Below are 16607 nucleotides of genomic sequence, written 5' to 3'. Positions count from 1 at the left end.
GGTGACTTCCCCAGGTGGGGCTTCCCGCCCCGCCTGACCTGTTTTCCGAAGGGCGCCCGTTCCCGCAAGGGGGTGGGCGCCATTCTTGTTTCCGGCCCTCAGACAAGGACCGATCATGGCCACGAAGATCGATTACTACGAAAGCCTCGAAGTTTCGCGTACTGCTTCCGGAGATGAGCTGAAGAAAGCTTTCCGCAAGCAGGCCATGCGTTATCACCCGGATCGTAACCCTGGTGATGATGCAGCCGAGCAGAAATTCAAGGAAATCAACGAAGCCTATGACGTCCTGAAGGACGAGCAGAAGCGCGCAGCCTACGACCAGTACGGACACGCAGCCTTTGACGGCGGCATGGGTGGAATGGGCGGCGGCGGAGGCTTTGGTGGTTTCGGCGCTGGTGGTCTTGGGGACATCTTTGACCAGATGTTCGGAGACATGATGGGTGGCCGCCGTGGCGGCGGACGTCGTACAGGTGCTGACGTTCAGGTTCAGGTTGAAATCAGTCTGACCGAAGCCTTCTCCGGCGTAACCAAGAGCGTTGAAGTCCGCACGCGCGTTGCCTGTGAATCCTGTCATGGTTCTGGCTCCGCGGATGCCGGTGGTGGCAGCACGACCTGCGCTACCTGCCACGGTGCGGGTAAAGTCCGCGCGCAGCAGGGTTTCTTCCTTGTTGAGCGTCCCTGCCCCACCTGTCATGGGTCAGGGCGTACGGTTCGCAATCCGTGCAAGGTCTGCCAGGGCACAGGCACCCAGGCAAAGACTGAGACCCTTCAGATCGAAATCCCGGCTGGCGTTGAGGATGGCACGCGCATCCGCATGGCAGGCCGCGGTGAAGCCGGGGGAGAAGGTGTACAGCCCGGCGATCTGTATGTGCACGTCTCGGTCCTGTCTCATGACATCTTCCAGCGTGACGGCGCCAATATCTACTGCCGCGTTCCGCTGCGCATGACGCAGGCTGCGCTGGGAACGGAGGTTGAGGTTCCTGTCATTGACGGAAGCCGCACCCGTGTCCGCATTCCTGCAGGAACGCAGACAGGTGAAACCTTCCGCCTGCGCGGCAAGGGATTCTCCGTACTGCGGTCTTCGGCCCGTGGGGACATGTACATTCAGGTCTCGGTGGAAACACCGCATCACCTGACCAAGCGCCAGCGCGAACTTCTTGAAGAGTTTGAGAAAGAAGCGGGTGACGATCACGCCAAGGCAAGCCCTGAAAACAGCGGCTTCTTTGCCAAGGTCCGTGATTTCTTCGAAGGTCGCTGATTTTAAAAATACCCCTCCCGAAACGGAGGGGTATTTTTTTTGGAAAATCCCTTCTGCTAGCTCGCATCTTTGTGGGGATTTATTGTTTTTCCACATTCAGTCACAGACATGAACGCTATCAGGAGACGTCATTTAAGCGACGGCACGTCCTGTGGTTTTGTCTGATTATCGAGAGCTTTTATTAAAGCCGCACTAAATTCCTTATCGGAAAACGGCTGCTGTGCCGTGATAAGCTCACGGTCTGTCACGACGTTAGGAGCCCAGGCTTTGGCCGTCTCAACAGTAGCTCCCGCATCCGTCAGCGCAGTAGCCGGGTAGAAAAAAACTTGTCCGTTGAGTTGATGCGTTTCGGCGAAGTGCTCTTCTGGTATCGAAAAAACGGTCATACGGTAGCCTGCGTAGGGCCACCCTCCTGCCAGTTGGCGAATGTCATTCATGTTGCCGGTCATCAGCGCGTCATGAAAACCGCTGGCATCTGGCAAGCTGGACGCCAGTGCAACCGGACCATGACAGATCAGAGCGGTCGTTTTTCCAGCAGAGTGGAAGGCGCGCAGGATCTTCCCCAGATCAGGATCGGTCATCAGATCCTCTAGTGGTGCATGGCCACCGGGAATAACGATCCCAACATAGGCATTAATCCCCTCAGCATTGACCGAAGCGAGAGAGCGGGGATGTTTGAGTGAGTCCAGGCCTTCGACGAACTGTATCGTATCCTGCAGAGCTTTCTCACTGCCTCCAAAATATCGAGGGGATGCAGAGTGTGCATCCCACTTCACGACATTCCCTTTCGGGTCAGCGAATACGGGTTCATAGCCAGCCTGGATCAGGGCTTTTACCGGGACTGCGAATTCATTGAGATAGAAGCCCGTGGGATACTTTTGACCGTTGCGCAATGTGAGTTCATTGGCGCTGGAAAGAACGACCAGTACGCGCCCCTTACTCTGGCTGTGTGACTTGGCCTGAAGACTGGACCCACAGAGTGTGGTGGCAACAAGGACTAGGGTGAGAGCAATACCGCGCAGCATGAACATCATCCTTTTCGTGTGGAGAAAGGCCCGTGAAGCGCCGCCATACGACAAGCGGCAGTTACTGAATGCTGACCGATCATCAGGCTTCAGTCCAAAACCGTATTAAGTCTGAGAGCCGCCAGTTTTAGAGCTGCTCTTCTGGTGACGTGTCGCAGAAACTGGGAACATTTCCTCTGTATCCATTCATTGAGGCACATGCTTTGAGCTCGCAAATAGAGCGACCTTTGATCACGCCAGGGCTGATTGCTACAGCTTTTAAAATTGCGGATCTTTTTCTTTAATCCGCAATTATTCAATCTGCCCCTTAACGGGTACGGGGTGCGTCAAAACGCCTCGATATAGCGTTTGGAACAGCGCCTCAGTTTATGCGGCAGACCTCGACAAAGATCACCTGCACTCCGCAGCCAACCGCGCAAGACTCTCTGGTGTCAGATCGGATATGGCACTCGCCCCTGTCAGGGTCATGGCAACACGGAGCTCCTTCTCCATGATGTCGAGCACATTCTCCACACCTTTCTGGCCACCGGCAGCAAGCGCGTAGACGAAGGCGCGCCCCAGCAGAACAGCATCGGCCCCCATCGCAACCATCCGGGCGATGTCGAGGCCGGATCGAATGCCTGAATCTGCCAGGATTTTCAGGTCGCCCTTCACGGCATCCACAATCGGCGGAAGTGCGCGCGCGCTGGAGAGAACCCCATCAAGCTGGCGACCACCATGATTGGAAACAACAATACCATCCGCACCAAACCGGACAGCATCTTTGGCATCCTCAGGATCGAGAATACCTTTGATAATCATGGGACCATCCCAGTACTCGCGGATCCATTCCAGATCTTTCCAGCTAATGGACGGATCAAAATTATTGGCGAGCCAGCCGATATAATCTTCCAGCTTGGTTGGATTTCCGCGATAGCGCGAAATATTGCCCAAATCGTGTGGTCTGCCACGAAGACCCACATCCCAAGCCCACATAGGATGGGTCACGGCCTGAAGGTAACGCCGGATGTTGGCATGGGAGCCGGACATGCCCGAATGGGCATCGCGATAACGCGCGCCCGGCGTGGGCATATCCACGGTGAACACCAAAGTCGTAATGCCCGCAGCTTTCGCGCGCTCCAGGGCATTCTTCATGAAGCCCCTGTCTTTGAGAACATAAAGCTGGAACCAGATGGGCACCGGGCTTCTACCCTGCACTTCCTCGATGGGGCACACCGATACTGTGGACAACGTGAAAGGAATGCCCTTCCGCGCCGCGGCCCTTGCTGCCTGCACTTCTCCGCGGCGAGCATACATGCCCGTCAGTCCAACAGGGGCAAGAATCGCAGGAATATGCAGTTTGCGCCCGAACAACTCAGTCCCGGTCGTCAAACCGGACACATTTTTCAAGATGCGTTGTCGTAGGGAAATATCTGCAAGGTCTGTGATGTTCCGCCGCATTGTCTGCTCTGCGTAGGAACCGCCATCAATATAATGGAACAGAAAAGGCGGCAGACGGCGTCGGGCTGCCTCACGATAATCAGTGGCTGAGGAAATAATCATCTGGCAGCTCCCATGAGTGTTCATCGTCTTCAATGAACGGGAGACTGCCAGCCTGTTTGATGACAACCAAGGCACTATCGTCTGCCCTGACGTTATGTTGCACAAAACTCCCGGCGGGAACGCGGCATTGGCCCCTCATCCTTGCCGATCAGGCATTCAGCCTGCGTAAAACGCGTGCGCCCCGGTGAATATCAAGAACAGACACTGATGCCGTATCCAGGGCCAGATTTTCCCCAAGCCGCACATCATTATGGATCCACACACCAATCAAGCTGCGAAGAATATGACCGTGCGCAAACAGGGCAATCGTTCCTCCCTGTGCCGTCAGCCGCTCCAGCAAGCCACTGACCCGTTTCTGAACCTGGGCGGCCGTTTCGCCATTTTCCACGTCAGACGTCCACAAAGACCAGTCGGGCTCGGCTTTCAAAATTTCCGGCGTGGTGAGCCCTTCGTACACGCCATAATTCCATTCCATGAGATCAGGCTCGATCTGAGCCTGCTCGCCCAGCCCGGCAAGAACGCAGGTTTCATGCGCCCGCTGAAGCGGGCTGGTGAACACCTGATCAAAGTTCTGATGTTCTAACCGGCTCTTCAGAGACAGCGCCTGCTTACGTCCGTTTTCCGTCAGGGCAATATCCGTACGCCCCGTGTGCTGGCCGCTGATGGTCCATTCTGTTTCGCCGTGGCGAATTAGCCAGAGGGTGGTGCTCATGACGCATGCCTTCCCTATGGGCTTTCAGTAACTGAAAGCCCTTTGCCAGCCCGAAGCTGGATTGCTGAAATTTCTGGATCAGAGGCGAATGATTCGTATGCTCACCCGCCTCTCAAGCCGCTGTTCAGATCTTGTGAACAGAAGCGTCGTAAATCTTGTCCACGACCTTACTCAGGGTTTCGTTGAACGCCTGATCGGACTGTGAAACGCGCAGATCATCCACGAGAGCCCGCGAAAAGCTGGCGATCATGCCATGATTGGCTTTGAGCTTCTGGCAGGCTTCATCGAGAGGATAACCGCCTGAAAGCGCGACAACGCGCTGCATGCGCGGATGCTTCATCACGCGGGCATACAGGTCCGGCTTTTCAGGCAACGTCACCTTCAGCATAACCGGATAATCTCCCGGTAGTGCTTCCAGTCCACTCAGAACAGCGTCTTCAAGGAGTGCTTCAGCCTCAGCCTTTTCCGGGCTCTTCACCAGCACTTCCGGCTCAAGGATGGGGACGAGTCCGTGCGATGCCACCTGCGCCGCAATATCGAACTGCTGCTGAACAATGCTCTTAATGGCAGCAGGATTGGCCAGACGGATCACTGACCGTTCCTTGGTACCGTATATGCCCAGCTTCGCCGCTCGTTCCAGCAGTTCATCCAGGCCTGGAATTGGCTTCATGAGCTGAACGCCGTCCCTTTCGTCTTCCAGACCTTTATCGATCTTCAAAAACGGGACGATTCCACAGGTTTTCCAGAGATAGGACGGCACTGGCGTGCCGTCGACCGTGCCATCCATTGTTTTCTCAAACAGGATTGCCGCAAGGACCTCGTGGCTCTGGAAAGCAGGAGAGGAAATGATGCGAACGCGCATTTCGTGCATCAGACGGAACATGTCCGCATCGTTCGAATAGGCATCCGGCCCGATGCCATAGTGTGCCAGAGCCTTGGGAGTCGATCCGCCGCTTTGATCAAGAGCTGCGATAAATCCGGGAGTTTTTGACACCTGCTCGGCCATTTTTGCATCAGGCATGAACACTACATCCTTTTCTTCAGTCACATGACCAGAAGTAACGACTGACCTTCGCGCGGGATTGGAGACTCTTCCAATCACATTGCACGGATCACCCAAAGGACGCGGTTCAACCCTGCTGGAGCGGCAGGGAAATCAGTTTTTTTCAATATTGTTGGACGGCGGTTCGGCTAATTCTGGAAACAGTCTGGCCAGATCCGCAGGCTGAAGAAGATCTGCCAGAGTGTAGCGATCGAGCACGGCCAGAAATGCGGAAAGCGCCTCTCCCAACACGCCACGCAAGCGGCAGGAGGGAGACAGAACACAGGCACGGCTTCCTGTTGCCCGGCCCTCACAGTCCACGAGCATCATATCGTCTTCCGTAAACCGAACGACCTCTCCCACACCGATATCCTGTGCCGGGCGGCCCAACGTCAGGCCACCGCCACGACCTCGTACGGTGGTGATGAAACGCCCCTGCCCCAGACGATGCACAACCTTCACCAGATGGTTTTCCGAGATGCCGTATGCCTCGGCAATTTCGCGGATGGAGACGCGCACAGTCGGGCGTGCCCCGATGTAGAGCAGGGTCCGCAAGGCATAGTCGGTATGCAGGGTCAGGCGCATACGAGTCCTCTGGCAGATTGACAGTCAGAAGTCACGTGCTTAAAGATGTATTTATTATACACCTTTAAGAAGACCCATCATGTCCTCTTCCGACCGCAGCCTCACGCCAGACGTCATTGCCACCATCAAGGCGACCATTCCGGCCCTCGAAGCGCATGGTCTCGACATCACCAGTGAGATGTACCGCCGCCTTCTGGCTGATCCGGCCATTGCTGAGATGTTTGATCCGACCCATCAATCCAAAGGAACGCAGCCACGCGCGCTCGCCATGGCCGTCCTGGCCTATGCCCGGAACATCGATAATCTCGGAGTGATGGGTGGAGCGGTTGAGCGCATTGCCCAGAAGCATGTCAGCCTGGAAATTCTGCCAGAGCATTACCCACATGTGGCCACTGCCCTGATCGGCGCGATTCAACATGTTCTGGGAGACGCCGCGACACCTGCAATTCTGGATGCATGGGGCCGTGCTTACTGGGCTCTGGCTGACATTCTGATGGGCCGGGAAGGCCAGCTTTATGACGCCAGCACACATGCAGAAGGTGGCTGGACTGGATGGCGCGACTTCACGATCATCAATGCAACGCGCGAATGCGACAATGTCACGACGCTGGAACTGAAGCCTGTGGATGGCAAAACCGTCATTCAGGCTATCCCCGGCCAATATCTGGGTGTGGACCTAAATGTTCCGGGACATGGGCAGACCAGACGTAACTACAGCATCACATCGCGCCCCAACCACGATTTTTACACCATCAGCGTGCGTCATGTTCCGAACGGTGTGGTTTCCACATGGCTCAATAGCCCGGAATGCAAGGGCCATCAGGTTCGCCTGTCGCCGCCAGCAGGTGAGTTTGTCCTTCCCCAGAAAAGCGACACACCGCTCGCCTTCATCTGTGCGGGCATTGGAATGACACCCATGATCGGGATGATCGAGTCTTTGGCAGCGCAGGCAGGCTCGCCAGCGGTCAGTATTATTCAGATTGCCCATTCTGAAACGGCCGTACCTTTTTCAGGAAAGCTGCACAGCCTTGCCCAAGAGGCGAAAAGCCCGATTACGCTTCATACACGCCTGACATCCGTTGACGGGCGCCCGGATGCGGCATGGATCGCTGATCGCATTCCGGGAAACGCCACCTGCTACCTATGCGGCCCAACAGGGTTCATGCGTGACATGATTCAAGGGCTCTCAAAAGCCGGCATTCCGGCCGACCGTCTGCGTTATGAGACGTTCGGACCGGATACCGGCGTGACTGACTAATTGTCAGAGGGCGGCGATGACGCTTTCCGCTTCTGCAAGGATGCGAGGGCGATCATTGCCGCCGTTGACTGCCAGGCCTTCTGCTTCAATGACCTTCACGTCCGTGACGCCAAGGAAGCCAAGAACGGCCTTAAGATAAGTGACTTGATGCTCAAAAGCAGCCTGCGGCGTGCCTTCCGAATAAATGCCGCCACGCGCCACGGCGAGAATCACGGTCTTACCGCCGGCAAGTCCTTCAACACCATTCGCACCATAGCGGAATGTCTGTCCGGCAATGGCAATGCGATCAATCCATGCCTTCAGCTGGCTCGGAATGCCAAAGTTGTACATCGGCACACCGAGTACGAGAATGTCGGCCTCTTTAAAATCGGAAAGGGCTTTCGCGCCCGCGACCAGATCCTTGTTGGAGGCAGCGTCTTCCGTAAGGTCCTTGCCCAGAAAAGACAGAGCTTCGCCGTCCAGGTGAGGAAGCGGGTTCGCTGCCAGATCAAGGGATATAACGTCCAGATCCGGATGCTTCTGACGATAGCGGTCCACAATCGCCACACTCAGCTGGCGTGTTGCGGAATATCCGCCAAGAATGCTGGAATCGATATGAAGCAGTTTCATTGTAATCTCTTTCGGTTCCTGATCGTAACCAGCACATGATAAGAAACCTTTTCCTCACCTCCGCAAGACGGCACATTCAGGGATCATAGGCACATGGATGTTAGTACCCTTCCCCCTCCAGAAGCTCATGAGAGCGATACATGCGCCGTTGTCCGGGCCATTCTGGCGCGCGTGGGAGACAAGTGGAGCATCCTGATCGTGCGGATGCTGGGAGATGGCTCCATGCGTTTTAGTGAACTGCGTCGTTCCATCGAAGGTATTTCACAACGCATGCTCACGCTGACATTGCGCAATCTGGAACGCGATGGGCTGGTTGCCCGCACCGTTACCCCTACCACTCCGCCTCGCGTGGATTATGAATTGACGGATCTCGGGCACTCTCTGCAAAGCATTACCGAAGCCTTCGGACGCTGGGCTGTCACACACCGGGATCAGATTGAAAATGCTCGCCTCCGTTTTGACGCACGCCAATAATCCCTTAGGTTGCGCCCAACAGTTTCTGACGGTCAGGCACGGATTATGACGACTTCTCCCCGCATCGGTATTGCTGGCATCACTGGGCGTCTGGGCGCTCTCTGCGCCGAAGAAGCGGGAGACTCCCTGGCTGGCGGGCTGTCCCGTCACGCAGATGCAGCACGCAGCATCACCAATAACCCGGCAGAACTAGCGACGCGTTGCGACGTCATTATCGACGTCAGCCATGCTTCAACCGCAGCAACCCATGCAGAAGCATTCACAGCCGCAAAGTGCCCTTGGGTTCTGGGAACGACCGGCCTTGACGCTACGGCCCAGGCTGCCGTGAGCGAGGCTGCAAAACATATTCCGGTTTTACAGGCTGCCAATTTCTCCCCGGCGTTGACGCTTTTTCTGGAGCTCGCGAAGCAGCTTGGCGCAGGGCTGCCAGGTTATGATGCGGAGATTGTAGAGATTCATCACCGGCAGAAAGTTGATGCACCGTCCGGCACTGCTCTGGCCATTGGACGCGCAGTTGCCGAAGGACGAAACGTAGCATTCGAGGATGTTGCTCGCCTGGATCAGAACGGCGCGCGACCGGATAACGCTATCGGGTTTGCCTCACTGCGGGGGGGGCAGATTATTGGCGAGCATGACCTTCTCTTCATGGCCGCAGATGAACAGATCACCCTGTCTCATCGTGCGCTGGATCGACGGGTTTTCGCCCGCGGTGCACTGATGGCTGCACGCTGGCTGGCCCATCAGCCTCCCGGCCTTTACGGCATGGCAGATGTTCTTCGCCGGAAAGACTGATCTTTCCGGCGGAGAACCAGGTGGTCAGCCGCCCGAGATTTCGAGGTTCACACCCGTCATAAAGCTGGAGTCGTCGCCCAGAAGGAACGCCACCACACCTGGGATTTCGCTGATATCGCCATAACGACGCATCGGCACACTGCCGATCATCTGCTTGGAAACTTCTTCAGGATTGGTGGAGAAGTACTGCGTGTTAGCCTTGGCCTGCAGCTCCACCTGTCGATCCCACATGAAACCAGGGCCCATATAACCAGGGCTGATGGCGTTAACGCGGATGTTGTAGGGCGCCAGATCCTGGGCTGCAGTTTCCGTCAGGGCGATGATGGCACCTTTGGATGCCCCGTAAGCCGCCATGTTCGGCGGTCCTTTTACACCTGCCATGCTGGCAGTATTCACGATGCTACCGTAACCGTTCTCGATCATGTGCCGTGAGACAGCCTTCATCACATGGAAGGCGCCTGTGACGTTGATGCTCAGAACACGCGGGAAATCTTCTGACGGATAATCCTGAACCGGGGCAAAGGCACCCTGATATCCGGCATTGTTGAAGAGGAAATCGATTTTTCCAAACTCTTCGACAACGCGGCCGACGACATCAATCACTGACTGCTCGGATGTGACATCACAGACATAGGACGCAGCTTTCACGCCCTTCTCCCGCACAGCGGCTTCCGCCTTGGCCAGAGCGTCCGGATTCATGTCGAGCAGAGCAATTTCCGTGCCCATTTCTGCCAGCCGAAGTGCAGTCGCGAGGCCAATATTGCCCCCGGCACCCGTAACAAGACAGACTTTACCGCTAAAGAAACTTACGACGTACGCCATTGGTGCCTCATGAAAATACGGTGCTTTCACCTGCGGCCCACAATATCGAGATCGAAGGCAGTCGTCTCCCCCTGATTTCGCACCATGAGAAAACGTGAATACTCCTGTCGGTTTTCCTGATTTTCCAAAGACTTCCCTTTGGATTTCACAGAAAAAATGTCCAAGTTTTCCTAAGCCCCTTGACCCCTGCGTTCAATTCCGCCAAGCCGTGCCTCTCCTGAATGCTGCATCCGTTCGTCATGACGTCTGCAGCCCTTCTCACCACTCATTCCCTGCGAGGTCCCTGAGTGCGCAATCACGGCGATTTCCTGTTCACCTCTGAATCTGTTTCCGAGGGCCATCCCGATAAGGTGGCAGACCGTATCTCCGACACAGTTCTGGACGCTTATCTTGAAGCCGATCCGGAAGCCCGCGTTGCCTGTGAAACGCTGGTCACCACGAACCGTGTCATTCTGGCCGGTGAAGTCCGTGGCCCCGAGGCCGTCGAAGACACGCTGATCGACCGCGTCCGTGAGGCCATCAAGGACATCGGCTACGACCAGGCTGGCTTCTCCTGGAAGACGGCTGACATCACGTCTTACCTTCACGCACAGTCTGCTGACATCGCCCAGGGCGTTGACAGCGGCAGCGACAAGGACGAAGGCGCTGGCGATCAGGGCATCATGTTTGGCTTCGCCACGCGCGAAACCGAAAACCTGATGCCGGCTCCGCTATTCTACGCCCAGACAATCCTTGAGCGTATCCGCGACTACCGCAAGAACGGCGACGCCCGCGGCGCTGGCCTTCTTCCGGATGCGAAGAGCCAGGTCACGCTGCGTTATGTCGATGGCAAGCCGGTTGGCGTCACGTCTGTCGTGATTTCCACGCAGCACGCTGAAGGCATGAGCCAGAACACGATCCGCGAAACGCTTCGCGGCGTGGTCAATGACGTTCTGCCGAATGGCTGGAGCTGCCCGGAAGACGAGTTCTATGTGAACCCGACCGGCAACTTCGTCATCGGTGGCCCAGATGGCGATGCAGGCCTGACCGGCCGTAAGATCATCGTGGACACCTACGGCGGTGCAGCCCCTCATGGTGGTGGCGCATTCTCCGGCAAGGACCCCACGAAGGTTGACCGCTCGGCTGCCTATGCTGCGCGCTACCTTGCCAAGAACGTTGTTGCTGCTGGTCTTGCAGATCGCTGCACGATCCAGCTCAGCTATGCGATTGGCGTCTCCAAGCCGCTCTCGGTCTATGTGGACCTCGATGGCACAGGCAAGGACATCGACGAAGCACGCCTTGGCCTGCTCCTCAATGAAGTTGTGGATCTGTCCCCGCGCGGCATCCGCAAGCACCTGCGCCTGAACCGCCCGATCTATGTTCCGACGTCTGCCTATGGTCACTTCGGTCGTGTGCCGAATGAGGCTCTGGACAACTTCACGTGGGAAAAGACAGATCTGGTCGACACCCTCCGTAACGCACTGAACAGGTAAGACCCTGACACAGTCTCTCAAACCCCAGCCGGAGCGGCTTTACGGCCGCCAACGCGGCCATCCGCTCCGGGCCAGACAGCAGCGCCTTCTCGAAGACGTGCTGCCGCGCTTTACATTTGCGTCTGCTGAAAATCCAACAGCCGGATTTTCCACGCCTGTGTCGCGCGTTTTTCTCGAAATCGGATTTGGTGGCGGCGAGCATGCCGCTACCCAGTCTGAAATGAACCCGGATGTCGGGTACATTGCTTCTGAAGTTTTCGAGAACGGCTTGTGCTCGCTTATGTCTCGTCTTGTCCCAGAAGGACAGGACGAGACAGCCGAGCCTCCGCCTCATTTCCGGATCTGGCCAGAAGACGCTCGGCAACTCCTGAAGGATATGCCGGACAATTGCCTGAATCGGGCTTATCTGATGTTTCCGGATCCATGGCCTAAATCACGCCATGCGAAGCGCCGTTTCATCCACCCGGAAAACCTCAAGGAGGTTCACCGCGTTCTGAAACCCGGAGCAATCTGGCGCGTCGCCAGCGATCATCCGGTCTATCAGGAATGGGTGACGGAAGTGATGGGCAAACAGGATCTGTTTGATGCCCCCCCTCCGGAAACGGAACGTCCTGAAGGATGGTCCCCAACCCGATATGAGGCCAAAGCCTTCCGGGAAGGTCGACAGCCTTTCTACTGGACATTTACCCGGCGCCCTTGAGGCGCCGCCCTTTTATCTGACTACAGTGAGTTCCTGACATCATGACCCAGATCGAACGCGAAGAAATGGAATTCGATGTCGTGGTGGTCGGTGGTGGCCCCGCCGGTCTGTCCGCGGCAATCCGCCTGCGACAGATTGCTCCGGACGCCTCGGTCTGCCTGATCGAAAAGGGTAGCGAAATCGGTGCGCACATCGTGTCTGGTGCTGTCATCGAACCGCGTTCGCTTGAGGAACTCCTGCCAGACTGGCGCTCTCTTGGTGCCCCCTTGAATACGGAAGTCACGGAAGAGCGCATGCTTTTCCTGACGGAAAAGCGCGCCATTCAGATTCCCTATCTGGATCGTGTCATGCCCCATATGGCGAACCACGGAAATTATGTGGTGTCTCTGGGGGAAGTCTGCCGCTGGCTGGGTGAACAGGCAGAAGCGCTTGGCGTTGAGATCTACCCAGGCTTTGCGGGCGCTGAACTGTTCATTGAAAACAATCGCGTTGCTGGCGTCATTACAGGCGACATGGGCATCGAGCGCAATGGCACGCATGGTTCCAACTTCACGCCCGGCATGATCCTGCGTGCCAAACAGACAATCCTGACCGAAGGCGCACGCGGCTCGCTGAGCGCCCACGCCATGAAGCGTTTTGGCCTACGCAAGGATGTCGATACACAGACTTATGGCCTAGGCATCAAGGAAGTCTGGGAAATCCCGAAGGAAAAGCACCGCCCGGGCCTCGTTCAGCACAGCTTCGGCTGGCCACTGGACGACCACACCTACGGTGGCGCATGGCTCTATCATTTCGGGGAAAATCTGGTCAGCTACGGTTTCGTGACCGGCCTCGACTACAGCAACACCTACCTCTCCCCCTTTGAGGAAATGCAGCGTACGAAGCTGCACCCGGCATTCCGGGAACATTTTGAAGGTGGAAAGCGCCTGATCTACGGCGCCCGTGCGCTCTCGGAAGGTGGACTTCAGTCCATTCCACGCCTGACATTCCCCGGCGGCGTTCTAGCCGGCGATTCGGCAGGCTTCCTGAACGTTCCCAAAATCAAGGGAACGCATACCGCCATGAAGTCCGGCATGCTGGCCGCTGAGGCTGTAGCCGAAGCACTCCAGACCGAGCGTACAGAAGCTTCAAGCCTGACAGAGCGCGTCCGCAATTCCTGGCTCTGGTCCGAATTGCGCGATGTCCGCAATATCCGTCCGGCTTTCGCTAAATGGGGTATGAAGGCTGGCGCGCTCTATGCTGGCATTGACAGCATGATCCTGCGCGGCCGCGCACCTTGGACGCTGCATCATCCGCACGCAGACAATGAGACGCTACGCCCAGCGGCGCTGTGCGAACAGATCGACTATCCGAAGCCAGACAATGTCCTGACCTTCGATCGTGTCAGCTCGGTTTTCCTAAGTGCGACAAATCACGAAGAAAACCAGCCTGTCCATCTGAAGCTGCGGAACGAAGCTATCTGGCGCACCGTCAATCATGATGTGTTTGACGCGCCGGAAAGCCGTTACTGCCCGGCAGGTGTGTATGAGCAGGAAAAGAGTGGAGACAATGACTGGTCGCTGCGCATCAATGCGCAGAACTGTGTCCATTGCAAAACCTGCGATATCAAGGACCCGACGCAGAACATTGAATGGTGCACGCCAGAAGGTAGCGGCGGCCCGAACTACCCTGTCGGGATGTAAATCCTCTAAACAGACGGGCCGCTTCCTGACCGGAATGTGACTTCCTGATCCATTTCCGCTACGGTGGCGGCCGTTTTTCCAGCGGCGTCAGCAGCGAAAGATCACGATGAAAATTCTGGTCCCAGTCAAAAGGGTGGTCGATTACAACGTCAAGGTACGTGTAGCGGCCGATGGTAGTGGTGTCGAAACGCAGGGACTGAAAATGTCCTTGAATCCGTTCGATGAAATTGCGGTGGAAGAAGCCATCCGCCTGCGCGAAAAAGGCGTGGCAACCGAAGTGGTCGTGGTGACCATCGGCGTTCAGGCCGCGCAGGATATCCTGCGTACCTCAATGGCGATGGGCGCAGACCGGGCCATTCTGGTCAAAACAGATGATACTCTTGAGCCTCGCGCCGTCGCCAATGCGCTGAAAGCCATTGTCGAACGCGAACAGCCGGGTCTTGTCTGCATGGGCAAGCAGGCCATTGACGATGACATGAATGCAACGGGCCAGATCCTGGCAGCAAAGCTCGGCTGGCCTCAGGGCACGTTCGCCAGCGCAGTGACCGTTGCGGATGGTCGTATTGAAGTCGCTCGCGAGATCGACGGCGGTACGGAAGTTGTCTCGCTGGCGCTTCCCGCCGTGGTGACGGCCGATCTGCGCCTCAACGAGCCGCGCTATGCGTCCCTCCCGAACATCATGAAAGCTCGCAAGAAGCCACTTGAAACGCTTGAGGCTACAGATCTCGGTGTTGATTTGGCCTCCCGCCTGACCATCGTATCTGTCGCCGAGCCGACGGAACGCAAGGAAGGTATCAAGCTGGGCAGTGCGGCCGAACTGGTCGAAAAGCTCAAGACAGAAGCGAAGGTGATCTGATGACCGCTCTTGTTCTGCTCGAAGTCGAGAATGGTGAAGTTCGTCAGGCGTCACGTTCAGCCCTGACAGCCGCCGCACGCTTTGGCGATGTAGACGCCATCGTTTTTGGTGAAGGCGCCAGCGCCGCCGCAGCCCTGCCTGGGGTAAAGCGGGTTCTGTCCGTGCCAGCTCTGGCCACGGATCTGGCGGAGCCTGCCGCCGACCTGCTGGCGTCCATCGCAAAGGACTACAGCCACATCCTGGCGTCTGCCTCAGCAAGCGGAAAGAATATCCTGCCACGCTTGGCGGGCCTGCTTGACGTACAACCTGTGCCGGATGTTGTGGAGATCAAGGACGCCGAGACGTTCGTGCGTCCCATCTACGCGGGCAATGCACTGGCAACCGTTCGTTCTGCTGACAGCATCAAGGTCCTGACCATTCGCAGTTCCAGCTTTGATCCTGCTCCAAAAGATGGCGGTTCTGCAGCGGTTGAAACACTGGAAGCCCCAGCCAGCGAAAAGTCAGTTTTCGTGAAGGTTGAGTTGTCAGCGTCCGATCGTCCGGAACTGGAATCTGCCCGGGTGGTTATTTCTGGCGGTAAAGGCATGAAGGATGCAGCCAACTTTAAGCTGCTTGAGCCTATCGCTGACAAGCTGAATGCCGCAATTGGTGCGTCCCGTTCGGCGGTGGACTCTGGTTTTGCTCCGAACGAAATGCAGGTCGGGCAGACCGGCAAGATCGTGGCACCAGAACTCTACATCGCCGTCGGACTGTCTGGCGCAATCCAGCATCTGGCTGGCATGAAGGACAGCCGCGTGATCGTGGCCATCAACACAGACCCTGAAGCCCCAATCTTCCGCGTTGCCGATTACGGTATCGTGGGTGACCTGTTTGAAGTGCTTCCGGCACTCGAAAAAGCTCTCTAACACGTCTTTGCAGGTGACCATTATGACAGGTCACCTGCAATTTTCCTGACATAGCCTGTCCAAGGCTTAAGTTGCGGAACCCCGGCCGTATGGCACTCTCCGATCTTGGAGAGACCGCAATGAAACATCTTCAGATTTTCCGAAAACTGCTGCCTGCGCTGCCACCTCTTTTGGGCGTACTATTTATTCATACAGCGCTTGGCGCGGCCTACATCGTTCCATCGGCGTCGATGCAACCGACCTTAAAGATCGGTGACGAAATTATCGTTTCTGCACCTTCTTATGGCCTAAGCACAGCCTCTCTACCCTTCGGCTACGCGTTCGCCCGAACGACGCAAAAACGCCTCTTTGAGCATTTGCCACACCGGGGCGACATCGCTGTCTTTCGAGCCCCCGCAAATCTTCATGAAACATGGGTTAAACGCGTCATCGGCCTTCCTGGAGACAGAATTGCACTGATGGATGGTCGAATTCTATTGAACGGGAAAATATTGCCTTGGAGAGATAAGGGGCCGGATCAAGAAGAGGACAGTCGCGGGCATACTTACTCCGCTGAGCGTTATGAAGAAACGCTTCCAGACGGAATTCACCATGACATTGTTAAACTGACGACCCATGGACCTCTGGATAGCGTCCCCGAATTTACGGTCCCGGCAGACAGGTTATTCGTCATGGGAGACAACAGAGACAATTCGGCTGACTCCCGTGTTTCAGTCGCAGAAGGCGGTGTAGGCCTTCTTCCAATCTGGAATCTTCAGGGTCGTGCGATTACCGTTCTGTTCTCTTGGAAAAGTATCAAAAGAATATTGGTTTCCATCTGATTTTTTACCCCATCCTCTTGCCACGAAAGCAAATTCCCGGTAGGAGAAGCGC

General features: G+C 56.4%; 17 protein-coding genes. 10 read left to right on the top strand and 7 right to left on the bottom strand.

Features of this window, described 5'->3' with window-relative positions; translation table 11 throughout:
- Positions 1 to 115 precede the first annotated feature (115 nt).
- Positions 116 to 1258 carry a molecular chaperone DnaJ gene (gene dnaJ, locus GCE01_RS05480; protein ID WP_064275651.1) on the top strand — a complete coding sequence of 381 codons (1143 nt, stop codon included), beginning with the start codon at positions 116 to 118 and terminating at the stop codon, positions 1256 to 1258.
- A gap of 128 nt (positions 1259 to 1386) precedes the next feature.
- On the opposite strand, the gene GCE01_RS05475 is transcribed toward dnaJ, so the two are convergent.
- From GCE01_RS05475 to GCE01_RS05455, 5 genes are all read right to left on the bottom strand, one after another.
- Positions 1387 to 2283 carry a type 1 glutamine amidotransferase domain-containing protein gene (locus GCE01_RS05475; RefSeq protein ID WP_244591098.1) on the bottom strand — a complete coding sequence of 299 codons (897 nt, stop codon included), beginning with the start codon at positions 2281 to 2283 and terminating at the stop codon, positions 1387 to 1389.
- 390 nt (positions 2284 to 2673) lie between these two features.
- A complete protein-coding gene (lldD, locus tag GCE01_RS05470; RefSeq protein WP_099211545.1) occupies positions 2674 to 3825 on the bottom strand; it encodes an FMN-dependent L-lactate dehydrogenase LldD in 1152 nt (383 codons plus the stop codon).
- 148 nt (positions 3826 to 3973) lie between these two features.
- Positions 3974 to 4537, bottom strand: coding sequence for a histidine phosphatase family protein (locus tag GCE01_RS05465; RefSeq protein ID WP_099211543.1), 564 nt, complete (start codon positions 4535 to 4537; stop codon positions 3974 to 3976).
- A gap of 124 nt (positions 4538 to 4661) precedes the next feature.
- Positions 4662 to 5558 (bottom strand): fructose bisphosphate aldolase, encoded by an 897-nt coding sequence (locus GCE01_RS05460; protein WP_099211541.1) that lies wholly within the window; start codon positions 5556 to 5558, stop codon positions 4662 to 4664.
- A 135-nt stretch (positions 5559 to 5693) separates the two neighbouring features.
- Positions 5694 to 6164, bottom strand: a complete 471-nt coding sequence (locus tag GCE01_RS05455) for an Rrf2 family transcriptional regulator (protein ID WP_046900575.1) — start codon at positions 6162 to 6164, stop codon at positions 5694 to 5696.
- Between the two features lie 79 nt (positions 6165 to 6243).
- Here GCE01_RS05455 and GCE01_RS05450 point away from each other — a divergent pair, with 79 nt between their 5' ends.
- Entirely contained in the window at positions 6244 to 7422 is a 1179-nt protein-coding gene (locus GCE01_RS05450; protein WP_099211539.1) for a globin domain-containing protein, read from the top strand.
- A gap of 3 nt (positions 7423 to 7425) precedes the next feature.
- On the opposite strand, the gene GCE01_RS05445 is transcribed toward GCE01_RS05450, so the two are convergent.
- A complete protein-coding gene (locus GCE01_RS05445; protein ID WP_099211537.1) occupies positions 7426 to 8031 on the bottom strand; it encodes an FMN-dependent NADH-azoreductase in 606 nt (201 codons plus the stop codon).
- Between the two features lie 93 nt (positions 8032 to 8124).
- Between GCE01_RS05445 and GCE01_RS05440 the strand changes: the two genes are divergently transcribed.
- Complete coding sequence (locus tag GCE01_RS05440; RefSeq protein ID WP_064275657.1) at positions 8125 to 8505, top strand: winged helix-turn-helix transcriptional regulator; 381 nt, start codon at positions 8125 to 8127, stop codon at positions 8503 to 8505.
- A 45-nt stretch (positions 8506 to 8550) separates the two neighbouring features.
- Positions 8551 to 9297 carry a 4-hydroxy-tetrahydrodipicolinate reductase gene (gene dapB, locus GCE01_RS05435; protein ID WP_174694793.1) on the top strand — a complete coding sequence of 249 codons (747 nt, stop codon included), beginning with the start codon at positions 8551 to 8553 and terminating at the stop codon, positions 9295 to 9297.
- A gap of 24 nt (positions 9298 to 9321) precedes the next feature.
- Here the strand turns inward: dapB and GCE01_RS05430 are convergent, their stop codons facing one another.
- On the bottom strand, positions 9322 to 10119 hold the full coding sequence (locus GCE01_RS05430) for an SDR family NAD(P)-dependent oxidoreductase (protein ID WP_046900570.1): 798 nt from the start codon (positions 10117 to 10119) through the stop codon (positions 9322 to 9324).
- Between the two features lie 287 nt (positions 10120 to 10406).
- On the opposite strand from GCE01_RS05430, the gene metK reads away from it, so the two are divergent.
- From metK to lepB, 6 genes are all read left to right on the top strand, one after another.
- A complete protein-coding gene (metK, locus tag GCE01_RS05425) occupies positions 10407 to 11591 on the top strand; it encodes a methionine adenosyltransferase (RefSeq protein ID WP_064275660.1) in 1185 nt (394 codons plus the stop codon).
- A gap of 4 nt (positions 11592 to 11595) precedes the next feature.
- Complete coding sequence (gene trmB / locus GCE01_RS05420; protein ID WP_099211533.1) at positions 11596 to 12291, top strand: tRNA (guanine(46)-N(7))-methyltransferase TrmB; 696 nt, start codon at positions 11596 to 11598, stop codon at positions 12289 to 12291.
- 41 nt (positions 12292 to 12332) lie between these two features.
- Positions 12333 to 13973: an electron transfer flavoprotein-ubiquinone oxidoreductase gene (locus GCE01_RS05415; RefSeq protein WP_099211531.1), complete on the top strand. Its 1641-nt coding sequence runs from the start codon at positions 12333 to 12335 to the stop codon at positions 13971 to 13973.
- Between the two features lie 106 nt (positions 13974 to 14079).
- Positions 14080 to 14829, top strand: a complete 750-nt coding sequence (locus tag GCE01_RS05410; RefSeq protein WP_099211529.1) for an electron transfer flavoprotein subunit beta/FixA family protein — start codon at positions 14080 to 14082, stop codon at positions 14827 to 14829.
- Positions 14829 to 15734: an electron transfer flavoprotein subunit alpha/FixB family protein gene (locus GCE01_RS05405; protein ID WP_099211527.1), complete on the top strand. Its 906-nt coding sequence runs from the start codon at positions 14829 to 14831 to the stop codon at positions 15732 to 15734. Before GCE01_RS05410 ends, GCE01_RS05405 begins: the two co-directional genes overlap by 1 nt.
- Before the next feature lie 119 nt (positions 15735 to 15853).
- Entirely contained in the window at positions 15854 to 16555 is a 702-nt protein-coding gene (lepB, locus tag GCE01_RS05400) for a signal peptidase I (protein ID WP_099211976.1), read from the top strand.
- Positions 16556 to 16607: the final 52 nt, after the last annotated feature.

This window comes from Gluconobacter cerinus, from assembly GCF_002723935.1.
GTDB classification, from domain to species: Bacteria; Pseudomonadota; Alphaproteobacteria; order Acetobacterales; family Acetobacteraceae; genus Gluconobacter; species Gluconobacter cerinus.
This window is presented reverse-complemented; position numbering and strand designations above follow the sequence as displayed.

Coding starts and splice junctions, on each gene's coding strand:
- GCE01_RS05440 (WP_064275657.1), top strand. CDS start 8,125: ATGGATGTTAGTACCCTTCCCCCTCCAGAAGCTCATGAGAGCGATACA.
- GCE01_RS05445 (WP_099211537.1), bottom strand. CDS start 8,031: ATGAAACTGCTTCATATCGATTCCAGCATTCTTGGCGGATATTCCGCA.
- GCE01_RS05475 (WP_244591098.1), bottom strand. CDS start 2,283: ATGCTGCGCGGTATTGCTCTCACCCTAGTCCTTGTTGCCACCACACTC.
- GCE01_RS05455 (WP_046900575.1), bottom strand. CDS start 6,164: ATGCGCCTGACCCTGCATACCGACTATGCCTTGCGGACCCTGCTCTAC.
- dnaJ (WP_064275651.1), top strand. CDS start 116: ATGGCCACGAAGATCGATTACTACGAAAGCCTCGAAGTTTCGCGTACT.
- GCE01_RS05430 (WP_046900570.1), bottom strand. CDS start 10,119: ATGGCGTACGTCGTAAGTTTCTTTAGCGGTAAAGTCTGTCTTGTTACG.
- lldD (WP_099211545.1), bottom strand. CDS start 3,825: ATGATTATTTCCTCAGCCACTGATTATCGTGAGGCAGCCCGACGCCGT.
- GCE01_RS05415 (WP_099211531.1), top strand. CDS start 12,333: ATGACCCAGATCGAACGCGAAGAAATGGAATTCGATGTCGTGGTGGTC.
- GCE01_RS05450 (WP_099211539.1), top strand. CDS start 6,244: ATGTCCTCTTCCGACCGCAGCCTCACGCCAGACGTCATTGCCACCATC.
- lepB (WP_099211976.1), top strand. CDS start 15,854: ATGAAACATCTTCAGATTTTCCGAAAACTGCTGCCTGCGCTGCCACCT.
- GCE01_RS05465 (WP_099211543.1), bottom strand. CDS start 4,537: ATGAGCACCACCCTCTGGCTAATTCGCCACGGCGAAACAGAATGGACC.
- dapB (WP_174694793.1), top strand. CDS start 8,551: ATGACGACTTCTCCCCGCATCGGTATTGCTGGCATCACTGGGCGTCTG.
- GCE01_RS05410 (WP_099211529.1), top strand. CDS start 14,080: ATGAAAATTCTGGTCCCAGTCAAAAGGGTGGTCGATTACAACGTCAAG.
- GCE01_RS05405 (WP_099211527.1), top strand. CDS start 14,829: ATGACCGCTCTTGTTCTGCTCGAAGTCGAGAATGGTGAAGTTCGTCAG.
- GCE01_RS05460 (WP_099211541.1), bottom strand. CDS start 5,558: ATGCCTGATGCAAAAATGGCCGAGCAGGTGTCAAAAACTCCCGGATTT.